Source organism: Pseudomonas retamae, assembly GCF_043496865.1.
GTDB classification, from domain to species: domain Bacteria; phylum Pseudomonadota; class Gammaproteobacteria; order Pseudomonadales; family Pseudomonadaceae; genus Aquipseudomonas; species Aquipseudomonas retamae.
This window is the reverse complement of sequence record NZ_JBIEIL010000003.1, coordinates 689849-705309: the sequence shown is the minus strand read 5'-3', so window position 1 is coordinate 705309 and position 15461 is coordinate 689849. Positions and strand designations below refer to the sequence as shown.

Below are 15461 nucleotides of genomic sequence, written 5' to 3'. Positions count from 1 at the left end.
CCTTCACTCCCGATGGTCGTGGGTCTGGGTGATACGGCCCTGTTCCACGTGGAACAAAGCGACTGGCGTTTCCGTCTGCCAGCCTTCCCTCAATAATTCGTGATCTACACAGGTAATGAACACCTGGCAGCGTAAGTCTTCCAGCAAGCGGCAAAGCGCGCGGCGATGGCTCTCGTCCAGCTCGGACGGCAAGTCATCCACCAGATAAATACACTGACCGCGGCGGGCCTGGCTGACCAGGTGCCCTTGGGCAATCCGCAGTGCGCAGACCACCAACTTCTGCTGACCCCGGGACAATATGTCCGCGGCATTGTGTGCGCCCAATCTAAGACGCAAATCAGCGCGTTGCGGTCCGGCCTGGGTATGGCCCATCTGCTGGTCCCGTTGCACGGAACCGGCAAGTACGGCGCTCAACTCGCGGTCTTTGTCCCAGCCTCGGTAATAGCTGAGCGTCAAACCCTCGAGCTCAACCAGTTCGCTCAAGGTCTGTTCGAAGACCGGTTTCAAGGCGGTGATGTAAGCGCGGCGGTATTCATCAATTTCAGCGCTGGCCTGGCACAGTTCTCTGTCCCAAACCGCTTGCGAAACGGCGTCAAGTGTACCATGCCGCAGCCAGGAGTTTCTCTGGCGCAAAGCCTTCTGCAAACGCTGCCAAGTCGCCATGAACCGCGGCTCGACGTGGAACACACCCCAATCGAGGAACTGCCGGCGAATCTTTGGCGCACCTTCGAGCAAGCGAAAGCTGTCGGGGTTGATCAACTGCAGCGGCAGGATTTCAGCCAGTTGCGCAGCGCTACGGGCGTTCTGCCCATCGATGCGAATCTGGAACTCGCCTTGGCGATCGCGAGAAATCCCCAGCGCACTGTGCCCGCTTTCGGCCAATTCAACCTGACCAAATACCGTACAGGCGAGCTGCTCGTACTGGATGACCGGCAACAAGCGCGTGCTACGAAACGAACGGGCAAGCCCCAGCAGATGAATGGCTTCCAGAACACTGGTTTTGCCGCTGCCGTTGGCGCCGTAAAGAATGTTGATGCGGGGGGAGGGGGAGAAGGTCACCGGGTGCAGATTGCGCACCGCGGTGACCGAAACACGACTTAACGACATTCAGAATCAGCTGATTACAGACGCATCGGCATGACAACGTAAGCCGAGTCGTCATTGTCGGACTCTTGCACCAGCGCACTGCTGTTGGAGTCGGACAGGATCAGGCGAACCTGCTCGGTGGTCATCACGCCCAATACGTCGAGCAGGTAACTGACGTTGAAGCCGATTTCCAGCGAGCCGCCGTTGTATTCAACGCCCACTTCTTCTTCCGCTTCTTCCTGTTCCGGGTTGTTGGCCTGGATCTTCAACTGACCGCTGGCCAGTTGCAGACGGATACCGCGGTACTTCTCGTTGGACAGAATCGCGGTACGGCTGAACGCTTCACGCAGAGCCTGGCGATCGCCCAGTACCAGCTTGTCGCCACCCTTGGGCAGCACGCGCTCGTAATCCGGGAATTTGCCGTCGACCAGTTTCGAAGTGAAGGTGAATTCGCCGGTGGTCGCGCGGATATGGTGCTGACCGAGAACGATGCTGACATTGCCGTCAGGCTCGGTGAGCAGACGCGCCAGTTCGAGGATACCCTTGCGCGGCACGATCACCTGGTGGCGATCTGGCTGACCGATATCGGCCTGCATCGAGCACATCGCCAGACGGTGACCGTCGGTTGCCACCGCGCGGATGATGCCAGCGGACACTTCCAGCAACATGCCGTTGAGGTAGTAGCGCACGTCCTGCTGGGCCATGGCGAAGCTCGTACGTTCGATCAGACGACGCAGTTTGCTTTGCTCAAGGCTGCAGGTCAGCGAGCCCGGACCTTCTTCAACGGTCGGGAAATCGTTGGCTGGGAGGGTCGACAGGGTGAAACGGCTACGGCCGGCCTTCACCACCAACTTCTGCTCGTCGACCTTGATGTCGATCAGCGCATCGTTGGGCAGGCTTTTGCAGATGTCCATCAGCTTGCGCGCAGGCACGGTGATGGAACCTGTTTCGGCTGGCTCCTCGAGTTGCACGCGACCAACCAGCTCGACCTCAAGGTCGGTACCGGTCAGCGACAATTGCTGGCCTTCGACAACCAGCAGCACGTTGGAAAGTACCGGCAAGGTCTGTCGGCGCTCGACAACGCCTGCGACCAGTTGCAGGGGTTTCAACAGGGCTTCGCGTTGAATGGTGAAATGCATGGTCTAGTCCCTTGCCTTAATAAGCTGCGCTGGTGTTCATCAAGTGGTCAGTGTACGCAGCAGGTTCTTGTAGTCCTCGCGGATGTCCGCGTCGGATTCCTTAAGCTCGTTGATCTTGCGGCAGGCGTGCAATACGGTCGTGTGGTCGCGGCCGCCAAACACATCGCCGATTTCCGGCAGGCTGTGGTTGGTCAGTTCCTTGGACAACGCCATGGCCACCTGACGCGGGCGCGCTACCGAACGCGAACGGCGCTTGGACAGCAGATCGGAGATCTTGATCTTGTAATACTCGGCGACCGTGCGCTGAATGTTATCCACAGAGACCAGTTTGTCCTGCAGCGCCAACAGGTCTTTCAGGGATTCGCGAATCAGCTCGATGGTGATGTCGCGGCCCATGAAGTGCGAGTGGGCGATCACGCGTTTCAGCGCGCCTTCCAGCTCACGGACGTTGGAGCGAATACGCTGGGCGATGAAGAACGCCGCGTCGTGCGGCAACTCGACTTTGGCCTGGTCAGCCTTCTTCATCAAGATGGCCACGCGAGTTTCCAGCTCCGGCGGCTCGACGGCGACCGTCAGACCCCAGCCGAAACGCGACTTGAGGCGCTCTTCAAGACCCTCGATTTCCTTCGGGTAGCGGTCACTGGTGAGAATGACCTGCTGGCCACCTTCAAGCAGGGCGTTGAAGGTGTGGAAGAACTCTTCCTGCGAGCGCTCTTTGCGGGCGAAGAATTGAATGTCATCGATCAGCAATGCGTCCACCGATCGGTAGAAACGCTTGAACTCGTTGATGGCGTTCAGTTGCAGCGCCTTGACCATATCGGCCACGAAACGCTCGGAATGCAGGTACACGACCTTGGCATTCGGGTTCTTCTTTAATAGATGGTTACCCACCGCGTGCATCAAGTGGGTTTTACCCAGGCCGACGCCGCCATAAAGGAAGAGCGGGTTATAGCCATGCTTGGGGTTGTCCGCGACCTGCCACGCCGCCGCACGGGCGAGCTGGTTGGACTTACCTTCGACAAAGTTCTCAAAGGTGAAGGTGCGGTTCAGATAACTGGTGTGCTTGAGCGCACCCTCAACCTGCACGGTGCGCTGTTCGGCGCGAACCGGGGCTTGTTGCGACGCAGCACCGGCCATCGGATCGAAGCTGTCGCGAGACGGCTCTTCACTGATTTCCTCGGTTTTCTGCGTTGCACGCTTGGTCGACGCAGGCGCCGGAACAGGGGCCGCCGCGTTGGCAGGCGCTGCATTCGCCTGTGCCTGAGAAACCTGCGCCGCAGCGAGCGGTGCATTGGGGGCGGCCCGCGGAGCCGAGCTGCGTTTGCTGCCGATTAACAAGGACAGCGCCGGCGCCATGCCATTGCCGTGCTCATCCAGCAGTTCCATGACCCGGCCCAGGTACTTTTCGTTGACCCAGTCCAGCACGAAACGGTTCGGTGCGTAGACGCGCAACTCGTCGCCTTCGGCTTCGACCTGTAGTGGACGGATCCAGGTGTTGAATTGTTGGGCAGGCAGCTCCTCGCGCAAAAGCTCCACGCACTGCTGCCAAAGTTCCACTGACACGGATATCCCCTAAGTTGAAAGCCGGTGAGGCAAAAACAAGCGGCCATTGTAGCGGCGAGCCGTCCACTTATCCACACGCAGGTTGCCCGGCATTCATCAATTATCAGCTGGCAAGAACGCTAGAAGGCGACCAACGGTGTGTGAATAAGCTCTGTGGATAACCTGCCTTGAGGGCACTGGACAACTGGGGGTTGAACTCGGTGGATAACCTCACTGTGGATAACAGACCCTTTCACGCACAGGTTATCCGACAGCGCAGCACAGGCTGAACACGGTTTTCCACTGTAGTTGTCATTCTCTGTACATCAGATAAATAAAGGCGTCATGGCACTTATCCACAGAGTGGCCGCCCTCTAGCTTTAACAAGCTTTACAAAAAAGCTTTAAATAATTCCCTTCTTTATTTTTATGTCTGGCGAACAGTCTTTCAGACAGAAACGCCTTGGAGATCTATTTATAAGGAAACGCTGGTTGGAAATTGACCTGAAGGCTTGCTTTCTCTAGAATCCCCGGTCTCTTAAAACGGGGGCCATTCCGGCCCGTTGTGGACGAACCAGGTAACACGACATGAAACGTACTTTCCAACCAAGCACTATCAAACGCGCTCGTACCCACGGTTTCCGTGCTCGCATGGCTACCAAGAACGGCCGCGCAGTCCTGTCGCGTCGTCGCGCCAAAGGTCGTGCGCGTCTGGCAGTTTGATAATCCGGTACTGGAGGTGAGTCAGGACTTCAGTCGGGAAAAGCGTCTGCTTACCCCCCGGCATTTCAAGGCAGTCTTTGACTCCCCTACCGGCAAGGTTCCGGGGAAAAATCTCCTGCTCCTTGCACGCGACAACGATCTTGATCACCCCCGTCTCGGGCTGGTTATCGGGAAAAAGAGCGTCAAGCTCTCCGTTGAGCGCAATCGCCTCAAACGTTTGATGCGCGAATCGTTCCGTCTGCACCAGGATTCACTGGTCGGCTGGGACATCGTTATCGTCGCGCGCAAAGGTCTGGGCGATGTAGAAAACCCCGAATTGATTCAGCATTTCGGCAAACTCTGGAAGCGTCTGGCTCGTAACAAGCCGGTTCCGGCAGTCAAAACCGAAACTGTAGGGGTAGACAGTCCAGATGCGTAAACTGGCCCTCGTTCCGATCCAGTTTTATCGCTATGCCATTAGTCCTTTGATGGCCAGCCACTGTCGTTTCTACCCCAGTTGTTCCTGCTACGCGTATGAAGCCATTGAAAATCATGGCCTTCTGCGCGGTGGCTGGCTGACCTTTCGTCGTTTAGGTCGCTGTCATCCGTGGAATCCCGGTGGTTATGACCCGGTTCCGCCTATCCCTACCTCCCGTTCTTCTTCGATGGCCGAGTAATCATGGATATCAAACGCACGATCCTGATCGTCGCCCTGGCAATCGTGGCCTACGTTATGGTCCTTAAATGGAACCAGGACTACGGTCAGGCTGCCTTGCCGACTCAGAATGTTGCTTCCAGTACGACTACATCCGGTTTGCCGGACACCGCCACTGGCACCAATGCTGCCGCCAGTGACGATATTCCGCGTGCCGCCAGCGATACCAGTGCGCCTGCCGAAACGCCGGTAGCCGCCAGCAAGGATCTGATCCAGATCAAAACCGACGTGCTCGATCTCGCAATCGACCCACAAGGTGGTGATGTCGCTCAATTGACCTTGCCTCTGTATCCGCGTCGTCAGGATCGTCCTGATGTGCCGTTCCAGCTGTTCGATAACGGCGGCGAACGTGTTTATCTGGCCCAAAGCGGTCTGATCGGCACCAATGGCCCGGATGCAAATCCGGCCGGTCGTCCGGTCTACTCCTCGGAGAAGAAGACCTACCAACTGGCTGATGGTCAGGATCAACTCGTCGTTGACCTGAAATTCAGCAAGGATGGCGTCAACTACATCAAGCGTTTCACGCTGAAACGCGGCCTGTATGACGTAGCCGTTTCCTACATTGTGGATAACCAGAGCGCTCAGCCCTGGAATGGCGCGATGTTCGCTCAGCTCAAACGCGACGCGAGCGCGGACCCTTCGTCCACAACAGCGACTGGTACCGCGACTTACCTGGGCGCTGCCCTGTGGACAAGTTCGGAGCCGTACAAGAAAGTGTCCATGAAGGACATGGACAAGGCGCAGCTCAAAGAAACCGTCACCGGTGGCTGGGTAGCCTGGCTGCAACACTACTTCGTGACTGCGTGGATCCCGGCCAAGGGCGAAAACAACATCGTCCAGACCCGTAAAGACAGCAAAGGCAACTACATCATCGGTTACACCGGTCCTACGTTGACTGCTGCTCCGGGTGCCAAGGTTGAAACCAGCGCTGTGCTATACGCCGGTCCGAAAAGCCAGGCTGTGTTGAAAGAGTTGTCCCCAGGTCTGGAACTGACCGTCGACTACGGCATCCTGTGGTTCATTGCCCAGCCGATCTTCTGGCTGCTGCAACATATCCACGCGATCGTCGGTAACTGGGGCTGGTCGATCATCTTCCTGACCATGCTGATCAAAGGGATCTTCTTCCCGTTGTCGGCTGCCAGCTACAAATCGATGGCGCGCATGCGTGCCGTTGCGCCGAAACTGGCTGCGCTGAAAGAGCAACATGGCGACGACCGGCAGAAAATGTCGCAAGCCATGATGGAGTTGTACAAGAAAGAGAAGATCAATCCGCTGGGCGGCTGCTTGCCAATCCTCGTGCAGATGCCGGTTTTCCTTTCGCTGTACTGGGTTCTGCTGGAAAGCGTGGAGATGCGTCAAGCGCCGTTCATGCTGTGGATCACCGACCTGTCGATCAAGGATCCGTTCTTCATTCTGCCGATCATCATGGGCGCGACCATGTTCATCCAGCAGCAGCTGAACCCTACACCTCCGGATCCGATGCAGGCGAAGGTCATGAAAATGATGCCAATCATCTTCACCTTCTTCTTCCTGTGGTTCCCTGCGGGTCTGGTGCTGTACTGGGTTGTGAACAACTGCCTGTCGATTGCACAACAGTGGTACATCACGCGTAAGATCGAAGCGGCGACGAAAAAAGCCGAGGCGTAACTTGCACTGTGGATAACACCACTCAAAACGCCCCCTAGTGGGGCGTTTTGCTATCTGCCACTTTTGTCTGGATGCCGCTTTATGAGCACACCCCGTGAAACCATCGCCGCCGTCGCCACCGCACAAGGTCGCGGCGGCGTAGGCATCGTTCGCATTTCCGGGCCGTTGGCCAGCGTGGCGGCGAAAGCCATCAGCGGTCGCGAACTGAAACCGCGTTTCGCCCATTACGGGCCGTTTTTCAGTAACGACCAGCAAGTGCTGGACGAGGGCTTGGCGCTGTATTTCCCGGGGCCAAACTCGTTCACCGGCGAAGACGTGCTAGAACTGCAGGGTCACGGTGGCCCGATCGTTCTCGATATGCTGCTCAAGCGTTGCCTGGAACTGGGTTGCCGCTTGGCGCGTCCTGGGGAATTCAGTGAACGCGCGTTTCTCAACGACAAGCTCGACCTGGCCCAAGCCGAGGCGATTGCCGATCTGATCGAAGCCAGTTCTGCTCAAGCCGCACGCAATGCCCTGCGTTCATTGCAGGGAGCATTTTCCCAACGTGTGCATAACCTGACTGAGCAACTGATCGGTCTGCGCATCTACGTTGAAGCCGCTATCGACTTTCCGGAAGAGGAAATCGACTTTCTTGCCGATGGCCATGTGCTGAGCATGCTCGACAAAGTGCGCAACGAGTTATCCACAGTACTTCGCGAGGCCGGGCAAGGTGCCTTACTGCGTGACGGCATGACAGTGGTGATCGCCGGTCGACCCAATGCCGGCAAATCCAGCCTGTTGAACGCGCTGGCCGGTCGGGAAGCCGCCATCGTCACCGAGATCGCTGGCACCACCCGGGATATCCTGCGCGAACATATCCACATCGATGGCATGCCGCTGCACGTTGTGGACACTGCCGGTCTGCGTGATACCGATGACCATGTGGAAAAGATCGGCGTCGAGCGGGCATTGAAGGCGATCGGTGAAGCTGATCGCGTGTTGTTAGTGGTTGATGCGACCGCACCGGAAGCGCTGGACCCGTTTGCCCTGTGGCCAGAATTCCTCGAAACCCGGCCTGATCCGGCCAAAGTCACGCTGATTCGCAATAAAGCCGATCTGACTGGGGAGGCAATTGCTCTGGAAACCAGTGAAGACGGCCATGTGACCATCAGTCTGAGTGCCAAATCTGCCGGTGAAGGCCTGGATTTGCTGCGTGACCATCTCAAAGCCTGCATGGGTTACGAGCAGACATCGGAAAGCAGTTTCAGTGCGCGACGTCGGCATCTCGAAGCCCTGCGCCATGCCAGCACCGCACTGGAACACGGCCGCGCCCAGCTGACATTGGCCGGCGCCGGCGAATTGCTCGCCGAAGATTTGCGCCAGGCCCAGCACGCGCTGGGTGAAATCACCGGGGCGTTCAGTTCCGATGACTTGTTGGGACGGATCTTTTCCAGCTTCTGTATCGGTAAATAAAGGACGGGCCTGTGGACAATTTATCCACAGGCCTGATTCTTTTTACCAGTTGTAAGACACCGTACCGAGCATGGTGCGGTCTTCGCCCCAATAGCAGCGCCCGGCATCGTTGCAGCCTGATACATAGTCCTTGGCGAAAAGATTTTTCGCGTTGAGATCCACGCTCCAGTGGCTATCGATCTGATAACCGATCGCGGCATCGACCAAGGTGACATCGCCGGCATCCAGCTTGCCGTAGAGAGACGGCGAGGTGTAAGCGAACGCACTGTCGAAATAACGCACACCGCCGGCCACGTACAGGCCTTTCAGATCACCGTCGAGGAAGCGGTATTTGGCCCAGACCGACGCCTGATTGCGCGGCACGCCGGTCATCTGATGACCTTTGACCAGTGAGGTTGCTGCATCTTTGGTAATGCGTGCATCGGTGTAGGTATAAGCAGCCGTAACATTCAGGTTTTGGGTCAGATTGCTGTTGAGCTCCAGCTCGACACCTTTGGAACGGCTTTCGCCCACCTGGCGATAGCTCGACGTCGTCGAGTCGAAGTAGGTGTCGTCTTTTTTGCGCAGGTCATACACCGAAGCGGTAAATGCCGTATCCCAGCCGATCGGCTCGTACTTCAGGCCCACTTCGTATTGGATGCTGGTGATCGGGTCAAGCGGTGCGCCGGCGTTGGAAATCTGCTGCACCGGCACGAACGAAGTGGAATAGCTGACATAAGGCGTCATGCCGTTGTCGAACTGATACATCACGCCGCCCTGATAGGTGAACTTCTTGTCCTCGGAGCTGATGTTACTGCCCTTGGCCACCTTGTCGCGGAAATCACTGTCGACCCAGTCCTGCCGGCCACCGAGCAAAAACAGCCAATGGTCGTACTTGCTTTGGATCTGAGCATAAACACCTTTCATCTGTTGCTCGAGCAAGGTGTTTTGCACCGCAATCGGCGTGGTCGGGTCGCGCAGATAAACCGGGTTATACACATCGATCGGCCCGATGATGCCGGCGTTCCAGTTCTGATTGAACGAGGTGCGGTCGTAGCTTGCGCCGAACAGCACGGTGTTCTCCAGCCCCCCGACCTGGAACTTGCCTTCCAGTTGGTTATCCAGCGAATACACCATCGACTTGTTGAAGCGATCATACGCGGTCATGTTCAACCGCGTGCCGAACCCGCCGTTATTAAGGTTGCCCGGCCAGGTTTCATGCCGAGTGATGCGCGACTGCATATAGCGCGAATTCTGGCGGAACTGCCAGTCATCGTTGAACGAGTGGCTGAACTCATAACCGGTGCTCCAGGTTTCCCGTTCGAAGGTGTTCCAGTCCGGATCGCCGAGCATCGTGTCTTTGGATAACTGCCCGTTGGGGTTGCTCAGCAATGTCCCGGCCGCCGGCAGGCCAAGTTCCATGTTGGTGTGATCCTTCTGGTAGTTAGCCAGCAGCGTCAGCGTATTGAAATCGTCGAAGTTCAGGGTCAGCGAAGGGGCAATGTAGATTCGGTCATCCGGGACGTGATCGGTCTGGGTGTCGGACTTGCGCCCGAGCATCACCACACGTCCGAGAATATTGCCGGTGTCGTTGAGCGGCCCCGACACATCTACACCGATCTGCCGGCGATTGTTCGAGCCATAGCCCAGTTGCACTTCGCCCTGAGGCACAGCGGTCGGACGTTTACTGACCAGATTGACCAGACCGCCGGGAGCGTTTTCGCCATACAGCAGCGATGACGGACCGCGGAACACTTCGACTCGCTCCAGTCCGTAAGGCTCAGTGCTGGTGTCATAGCGATTGCCCTGTACGCGTAGTCCATCGCGCAGCAAACCGTAGCCGTAATCGGTGGCGTTGAAACCGCGAATGAAAAACAGGTCTCCCGCCAGACTGTCGCCTGCCGCAAATGGTGGGGCAAAAATGCCAGGGACGTAACCAAGCACTTCGGTGAGTGTCTGAGATTTCTGATCTTTCATGCGCTGGGCGGTGACGACAGACACAGAGCGCGGCGTTTCTGACAGCGGCGTACTGGTTTTCGTACCGATCCGGCTGTTCTGCGCCTTGTAGCCGACGTCGGCGGCGTAATCCAGGTCCATCGGGTTGGCCAACTGAGCGTTGATATTGGTCGGGGCCAGTTCCAGCGAATCAGCGCTTGGCAACGCTTGCAGAATGTAGCTGCCTGGCGCCTGCGGCGCGGCTTGCAGTCCTGAACCTTGCAATAGCTGAGCGAAGCCCTGTTCGACGCTGAAATTGCCGTTCAGTCCGGCACTGGATAACTGACTGGTCTGTTGCGGCGAGAACGACAGAATCACATTCGCCGCGGAGGCGAACTGGCTGAGGGCGTTATCCAGAGGGCCAGCGGCAATGGCATAACGCTGAGTGCTGCTCGCTGCGGCTGCGCCAAAGGGCATCACCAGACAAGACGCGGCGCTGGCCATCAATAGGCTGTAAGCGAGACAGTGGTAGGAGAAGCGCTGGCGATACGTAGGAAGACGCATGTGTGGATAAGCCCTGAAGGTGGCGACGAGCCGCGTTTATCGCGATTACCTGTAGGGCCGGTTCAGGGCAAAAAAAGATAACCCCGGTTTCGATTTATTTTTTTTCCCAGGTCTGGTATCGATCAAGCGCGGTGGCTGAGCGAGACCCAGTAACGGGTGAAGTAACGCACGTTGATCGGCAACGAAGCCTGTAGATTGGCCAAAACGGCGTCAGTGGAATCAAGTCGGAATGTGCCGGACACGCGAAGATTCCTGGCACCACCGTCGCAATGTAGAACACCGCGGCGATAGCGTTGCAGTTCTTCGATCACATCGCCCAACCGGGCATCAAGCACGATCAACTGGCCGTTGATCCACGCCACTTGCGCTGAGCTGAACGGCTGAATGAAACCGATATGCCGACGATCGAAATCTGCACCTTCACCTGCCTGCAAGATTCTCGCAGACGCTGAAACATCAGCGGGCTGAATACCGACCCGGTCTTCGAGCACGCCCACTCGGGTTGCGCCCGGTAACTGATGAACCGAAAACCGCGTGCCCAGCGCTTGAACCCGGCCATCATCGGTTTCGACAAAAAACGGCCGTGGATCGCCGAGCTTGCCGGTTTGAATCAGGATCTCGCCCGCGCGCAGGCGAATCAGCCGTTGTGTCGCATTGAAAGACACATCGATCGCGGTGTCGGTATTGAGCTGAATGTGGCTGCCGTCGACCAATGTCAGGCTGCGACGCTGGCCGACTCCGGTTTGGTAGTCGGCCCAGACATTCCCCAAGGATGTGTGTTGCTGAACATTCCAGCCGACGAACCCGGTACCCGCAGCGAGCAGCAACAACTTCAACACCTGGCGTCGTTGCTGCCGGCTATTCAGGGCGCGGCGTTTCAGATCCTGCGGCAAGGTGCCGAGGTTGCGCTGCAGTTGTTCCACTTGGTTCCATGCCGCCAGATGCGCAGGATCGCTATCTATCCACAGCTGCCAGGCGTTTTTTTCGGCCAGCGTTGGCGGCTCTGCCTGAAACTGCACATACCAGCTGGCGGCCGCTTCGAAAACCTCACGGTCGGGTGCGATGGCCATCAATGCTGCGCCATGATCAGGGCACATTCCGTCAGGGCGCGAATCATGTGCTTCTTCACCGTTGTCAGCGAAACCTGCAATTGCACGGCAATCTGTTGATAAGTCAGGCCTTCAATCTGAGAAAGCATGAAGATTCGTTGGGTTCGCGCACCTAGGCCTGCCAAGGCTTTATCCACAGCCATCAGGGTTTCGAAGATCAGCGCTCGATCTTCTTCACTGATTGCGCTGGCTTCAGGCCTGGTTGCGAGAGCCTGCAGGTAAGCGTTCTCGATGGCGCTTCTTCGATATCGATCAATCACCAGGCCGCGCGCAATGGTAGTCAGATAATCCCTTGGCTCGCGGATATGCGCCGCGTTGCGCGCAGCCAGAACCCGCACAAACGTGTCATGCGCGACGTCAGCCGCATCGCAGGCATCATTTAATCTGCCCTTGAGCCAACCGTAGAGCCACGAATGGTGTTGCTCGTAGATTTGCTCGATCGCAGCGGTATGGGCGAGTAGGGGCATGGGAGAAAGTGGTGAGTTAATGATAATGCCTATTATTAGCCCCTGTTACGTTCTCTCACAATAGCCCTTTCACTTCCTCCCCAATGGTTGCATGAGCGTCACTGCTATCTCGGTGGTGCCTTTTTAGCGTTCTGTATCCATCGTTTGGACGTTTTCTGTGGATTAAGCCCTGTGAATAACTGCCACTAAGGTCGGTTGATAACAGGGCTTCAAAACTGGATATAAACCCCTCTGTGGATAACCAACCCTTTCATCCACAGGCTTACAAGGCTTATCCAACGCCCTTATTGGCACATGAGCACAGGGTTTTGAATCTCTGTACAGCATATAAATAAAGGTCTGTAGAGATCTATCCACAGAAAACAGGGTCAGTAAGAATAAACATAAAAACAAAGGTTTTATAAATTTCTCTCTTTTTTATTCTTTTAACCGCAAGTTCTCCACAGCTGGTTAAATTTTGTGCAGAGGGTTCTTTAGGAAGGGCGAAGTCCCTATACTTGTCGACCAGGTCCAGAAACCTGAGCTCAACTATTTCCTGAATGACCTATTAAGCAGGCACGAGGTGCGTGGTGGATTTCCCTTCCCGTTTTGAAGTGATCGTCATCGGCGGCGGTCATGCCGGTACCGAGGCAGCACTGGCCTCAGCACGTATGGGGGCAAAAACCCTGTTGCTGACGCATAACGTGGAAACCCTCGGTGCCATGAGTTGCAACCCGGCCATCGGTGGCATTGGCAAAAGCCATCTGGTCAAGGAAATCGACGCCCTCGGCGGCGCGATGGCCATGGCTACTGATTTGGGTGGTATCCAGTTTCGCGTGTTGAACAGCCGTAAAGGCCCGGCCGTTCGGGCGACCCGCGCGCAAGCCGACCGCATTCTGTACAAAGCTGCTGTCCGCGAAATCCTGGAAAACCAGCCGAACCTGTGGATATTTCAACAAGCGGCGGATGACCTGATCGTCGAGCAGGAACAGGTCCGTGGTGTTGTCACGCAAATGGGTCTGCGGTTTCTCGCCGACTCCGTGGTGTTGACCACCGGTACGTTCCTAGGTGGACTTATCCACATCGGTCTGCAGAATTTCTCGGGCGGTCGCGCCGGTGATCCGCCGTCGATCGCGCTGGCGCACCGTTTGCGTGAACTGCCTCTGCGCGTCGGCCGCTTGAAAACCGGCACCCCGCCGCGTATCGACGGCAAGTCTGTGGATTTCTCGGTAATGACCGAGCAGCCCGGCGATACGCCGATCCCGGTGATGTCGTTCATGGGCAACAAGGAACAGCATCCACGCCAGGTCAGCTGCTGGATTACCCACACCAACGCCCGCACCCACGAAATCATCGCGGCGAACCTCGATCGTTCGCCGATGTATTCCGCCGCCGGCGAAATCGAGGGCATCGGCCCACGTTACTGCCCGTCGATCGAAGACAAGATCCATCGCTTTGCCGACAAGGAAAGCCATCAGGTGTTCATCGAACCGGAAGGACTGACCACCCATGAGCTGTACCCGAACGGGATATCCACAAGCTTGCCGTTCGATGTGCAATTGCAGATCGTGCAATCGATCCGCGGCATGGAAAACGCGCACATCGTGCGTCCAGGTTATGCGATCGAGTACGACTACTTCGATCCTCGCGACCTCAAGTACAGCCTCGAGACCAAGGTTATTGGCGGCCTGTTCTTTGCCGGTCAGATCAACGGCACTACCGGTTACGAAGAAGCTGGTGCACAAGGTTTGCTCGCTGGCGCCAACGCGGCGCTGCTCGCCAAGGGCAAAGAAGCCTGGTGCCCGCGCCGCGATGAAGCGTACATCGGTGTGTTGGTCGATGACTTGATCACATTGGGTACCCAAGAGCCGTACCGCATGTTCACTTCCCGCGCCGAGTACCGCCTGATCCTGCGTGAGGACAACGCCGACCTGCGTTTGACCGAAAAAGGCCGCGAGCTCGGTCTGGTCGATGACGCGCGTTGGGCGGCGTTCTGCAAGAAGCGCGAAAGCATCGATCTGGAAGAACAGCGCCTGAAAAGCACCTGGGTGCGCCCGAACACGCAACAGGGCGATGCGATTGCCGAGAAATTCGGCACGCCGTTGACCCACGAATACAACTTGCTCAATCTGCTGAGCCGCCCGGAAATCGACTATGCGGGTCTGGTCGAGGTGACCGGCAACGGCGCCGACGATCCGCAAGTCGCCGAGCAGGTCGAAATCAGGACCAAATACGCCGGTTACATCGATCGTCAACAGGATGAAATCGCCCGTTTGCGCGCAAGTGAAGACACGAAACTGCCTGTGGATATCGAATACACCAACATTTCCGGCCTCTCCAAGGAGATCCAGAGCAAGCTCGGCGCGACTCGTCCCGAGACGCTCGGGCAGGCTTCGCGGATCCCGGGCGTGACCCCGGCAGCCATTTCGCTGTTGATGATTCATTTGAAAAAACGCGGCGCGGGCCGTCAGTTGGAGCAAAGCGCTTGAGTTCTAAGGTCACTTCGCAACATGCCGAAGAGTTATCCACAGGGGCCCGCGCGCTCGGTGTCAATCTCACTGAAACCCAACACGACTTGCTGCTGGGTTATCTGGCTCTGTTGATCAAATGGAACCAGGCCTACAACCTGACCGCTGTGCGCGATCCGGACGAAATGGTTTCTCGTCATTTGCTCGATAGTCTGAGCGTGATGTCGTTCATCGAAAACGGCCGCTGGCTCGACGTCGGCAGCGGCGGCGGTATGCCGGGAATCCCGTTGGCGATCCTGTTTCCGGATTCGCAAGTGTCCTGCCTGGACAGCAACGGCAAGAAAACCCGCTTCCTGACTCAGGTCAAACTCGAACTCAAACTGGATAATCTGCAAGTTATCCACAGTCGTGTTGAGGCGTTCCAGCCCGCGCAGCCGTTCACCGGGATCATTTCCCGGGCGTTCAGCAGCATGGAGAACTTCAGTAACTGGACTCGCCACCTGGGCTATGCCGATACACGCTGGCTGGCAATGAAGGGCGTTCATCCGGCCGATGAGCTGGTAGCATTGCCGGCAGACTTCAAACTCGATAGCGAACACGCCCTGGCCGTACCCGGTTGCCAAGGCCAACGCCATCTGCTGATACTGCGCCGCACGGCATGATTGGGAACACAAGCAA

At 57.1% G+C, this 15461-nt stretch carries 13 protein-coding genes; 7 read left to right on the top strand and 6 right to left on the bottom strand.

The genetic code is table 11. The features are described 5' to 3' along the window. Positions 1 to 3: 3 nt before the first annotated feature. Genes recF through dnaA form a run of 3 tightly spaced genes read right to left on the bottom strand, consistent with a single transcriptional unit; the run spans position 4 to position 3788 of the window. Complete coding sequence (recF, locus tag ACGSLL_RS08330; RefSeq protein ID WP_394504785.1) at positions 4 to 1107, bottom strand: DNA replication/repair protein RecF; 1104 nt, start codon at positions 1105 to 1107, stop codon at positions 4 to 6. Positions 1108 to 1121: 14 nt separating this feature from the next. Further along, entirely contained in the window at positions 1122 to 2225 is a 1104-nt protein-coding gene (dnaN, locus tag ACGSLL_RS08325) for a DNA polymerase III subunit beta (protein ID WP_186546224.1), read from the bottom strand. A gap of 39 nt (positions 2226 to 2264) precedes the next feature. Continuing rightward, positions 2265 to 3788 (bottom strand): chromosomal replication initiator protein DnaA, encoded by a 1524-nt coding sequence (dnaA, locus tag ACGSLL_RS08320; protein ID WP_394504782.1) that lies wholly within the window; start codon positions 3786 to 3788, stop codon positions 2265 to 2267. 566 nt (positions 3789 to 4354) lie between these two features. Here dnaA and rpmH point away from each other — a divergent pair. The 5 genes from rpmH to mnmE all read left to right on the top strand — a co-directional run bounded on the left by rpmH (position 4355) and on the right by mnmE (position 8282). Next, complete coding sequence (rpmH, locus tag ACGSLL_RS08315; RefSeq protein ID WP_003213577.1) at positions 4355 to 4489, top strand: 50S ribosomal protein L34; 135 nt, start codon at positions 4355 to 4357, stop codon at positions 4487 to 4489. A gap of 16 nt (positions 4490 to 4505) precedes the next feature. Further along, positions 4506 to 4907 (top strand): ribonuclease P protein component, encoded by a 402-nt coding sequence (gene rnpA, locus ACGSLL_RS08310; protein ID WP_197677837.1) that lies wholly within the window; start codon positions 4506 to 4508, stop codon positions 4905 to 4907. Further along, positions 4900 to 5145: a membrane protein insertion efficiency factor YidD gene (gene yidD, locus ACGSLL_RS08305; RefSeq protein WP_010465488.1), complete on the top strand. Its 246-nt coding sequence runs from the start codon at positions 4900 to 4902 to the stop codon at positions 5143 to 5145. Before rnpA ends, yidD begins: the two co-directional genes overlap by 8 nt. A gap of 2 nt (positions 5146 to 5147) precedes the next feature. After that, positions 5148 to 6830, top strand: coding sequence for a membrane protein insertase YidC (yidC, locus tag ACGSLL_RS08300; protein WP_258451071.1), 1683 nt, complete (start codon positions 5148 to 5150; stop codon positions 6828 to 6830). An 81-nt stretch (positions 6831 to 6911) separates the two neighbouring features. Continuing rightward, positions 6912 to 8282, top strand: coding sequence for a tRNA uridine-5-carboxymethylaminomethyl(34) synthesis GTPase MnmE (mnmE, locus tag ACGSLL_RS08295; protein WP_394504776.1), 1371 nt, complete (start codon positions 6912 to 6914; stop codon positions 8280 to 8282). Positions 8283 to 8324: 42 nt separating this feature from the next. Here the strand turns inward: mnmE and ACGSLL_RS08290 are convergent, their stop codons facing one another. From ACGSLL_RS08290 to ACGSLL_RS08280, 3 genes are all read right to left on the bottom strand, one after another. Beyond that, positions 8325 to 10760, bottom strand: a complete 2436-nt coding sequence (locus ACGSLL_RS08290) for a TonB-dependent siderophore receptor (RefSeq protein ID WP_394504774.1) — start codon at positions 10758 to 10760, stop codon at positions 8325 to 8327. A 122-nt stretch (positions 10761 to 10882) separates the two neighbouring features. Further along, complete coding sequence (locus ACGSLL_RS08285; protein ID WP_394504772.1) at positions 10883 to 11830, bottom strand: FecR domain-containing protein; 948 nt, start codon at positions 11828 to 11830, stop codon at positions 10883 to 10885. Beyond that, a complete protein-coding gene (locus ACGSLL_RS08280) occupies positions 11830 to 12336 on the bottom strand; it encodes a sigma-70 family RNA polymerase sigma factor (protein WP_394504770.1) in 507 nt (168 codons plus the stop codon). Before ACGSLL_RS08280 ends, ACGSLL_RS08285 begins: the two co-directional genes overlap by 1 nt. Positions 12337 to 12905: 569 nt before the next feature. Between ACGSLL_RS08280 and mnmG the strand changes: the two genes are divergently transcribed. Next, a complete protein-coding gene (gene mnmG, locus ACGSLL_RS08275; RefSeq protein WP_394504768.1) occupies positions 12906 to 14804 on the top strand; it encodes a tRNA uridine-5-carboxymethylaminomethyl(34) synthesis enzyme MnmG in 1899 nt (632 codons plus the stop codon). Further along, the gene (rsmG, locus tag ACGSLL_RS08270; RefSeq protein ID WP_394504766.1) at positions 14801 to 15445 is read left to right on the top strand and encodes a 16S rRNA (guanine(527)-N(7))-methyltransferase RsmG; all 645 of its coding nucleotides are present in this window, start codon (positions 14801 to 14803) and stop codon (positions 15443 to 15445) included. The genes mnmG and rsmG overlap by 4 nt, the downstream gene beginning before the upstream one ends. Positions 15446 to 15461: the final 16 nt, after the last annotated feature.

What these genes read in the sequence shown, in the direction of transcription:
- rpmH (WP_003213577.1), top strand. Translation starts at nt 4,355, where the DNA reads ATGAAACGTACTTTCCAACCAAGCACTATCAAACGCGCTCGTACCCAC.
- dnaN (WP_186546224.1), bottom strand. Translation starts at nt 2,225, where the DNA reads ATGCATTTCACCATTCAACGCGAAGCCCTGTTGAAACCCCTGCAACTG.
- ACGSLL_RS08290 (WP_394504774.1), bottom strand. Translation starts at nt 10,760, where the DNA reads ATGCGTCTTCCTACGTATCGCCAGCGCTTCTCCTACCACTGTCTCGCT.
- ACGSLL_RS08285 (WP_394504772.1), bottom strand. Translation starts at nt 11,830, where the DNA reads ATGGCCATCGCACCCGACCGTGAGGTTTTCGAAGCGGCCGCCAGCTGG.
- ACGSLL_RS08280 (WP_394504770.1), bottom strand. Translation starts at nt 12,336, where the DNA reads ATGCCCCTACTCGCCCATACCGCTGCGATCGAGCAAATCTACGAGCAA.
- yidD (WP_010465488.1), top strand. Translation starts at nt 4,900, where the DNA reads ATGCGTAAACTGGCCCTCGTTCCGATCCAGTTTTATCGCTATGCCATT.
- mnmE (WP_394504776.1), top strand. Translation starts at nt 6,912, where the DNA reads ATGAGCACACCCCGTGAAACCATCGCCGCCGTCGCCACCGCACAAGGT.
- recF (WP_394504785.1), bottom strand. Translation starts at nt 1,107, where the DNA reads ATGTCGTTAAGTCGTGTTTCGGTCACCGCGGTGCGCAATCTGCACCCG.
- yidC (WP_258451071.1), top strand. Translation starts at nt 5,148, where the DNA reads ATGGATATCAAACGCACGATCCTGATCGTCGCCCTGGCAATCGTGGCC.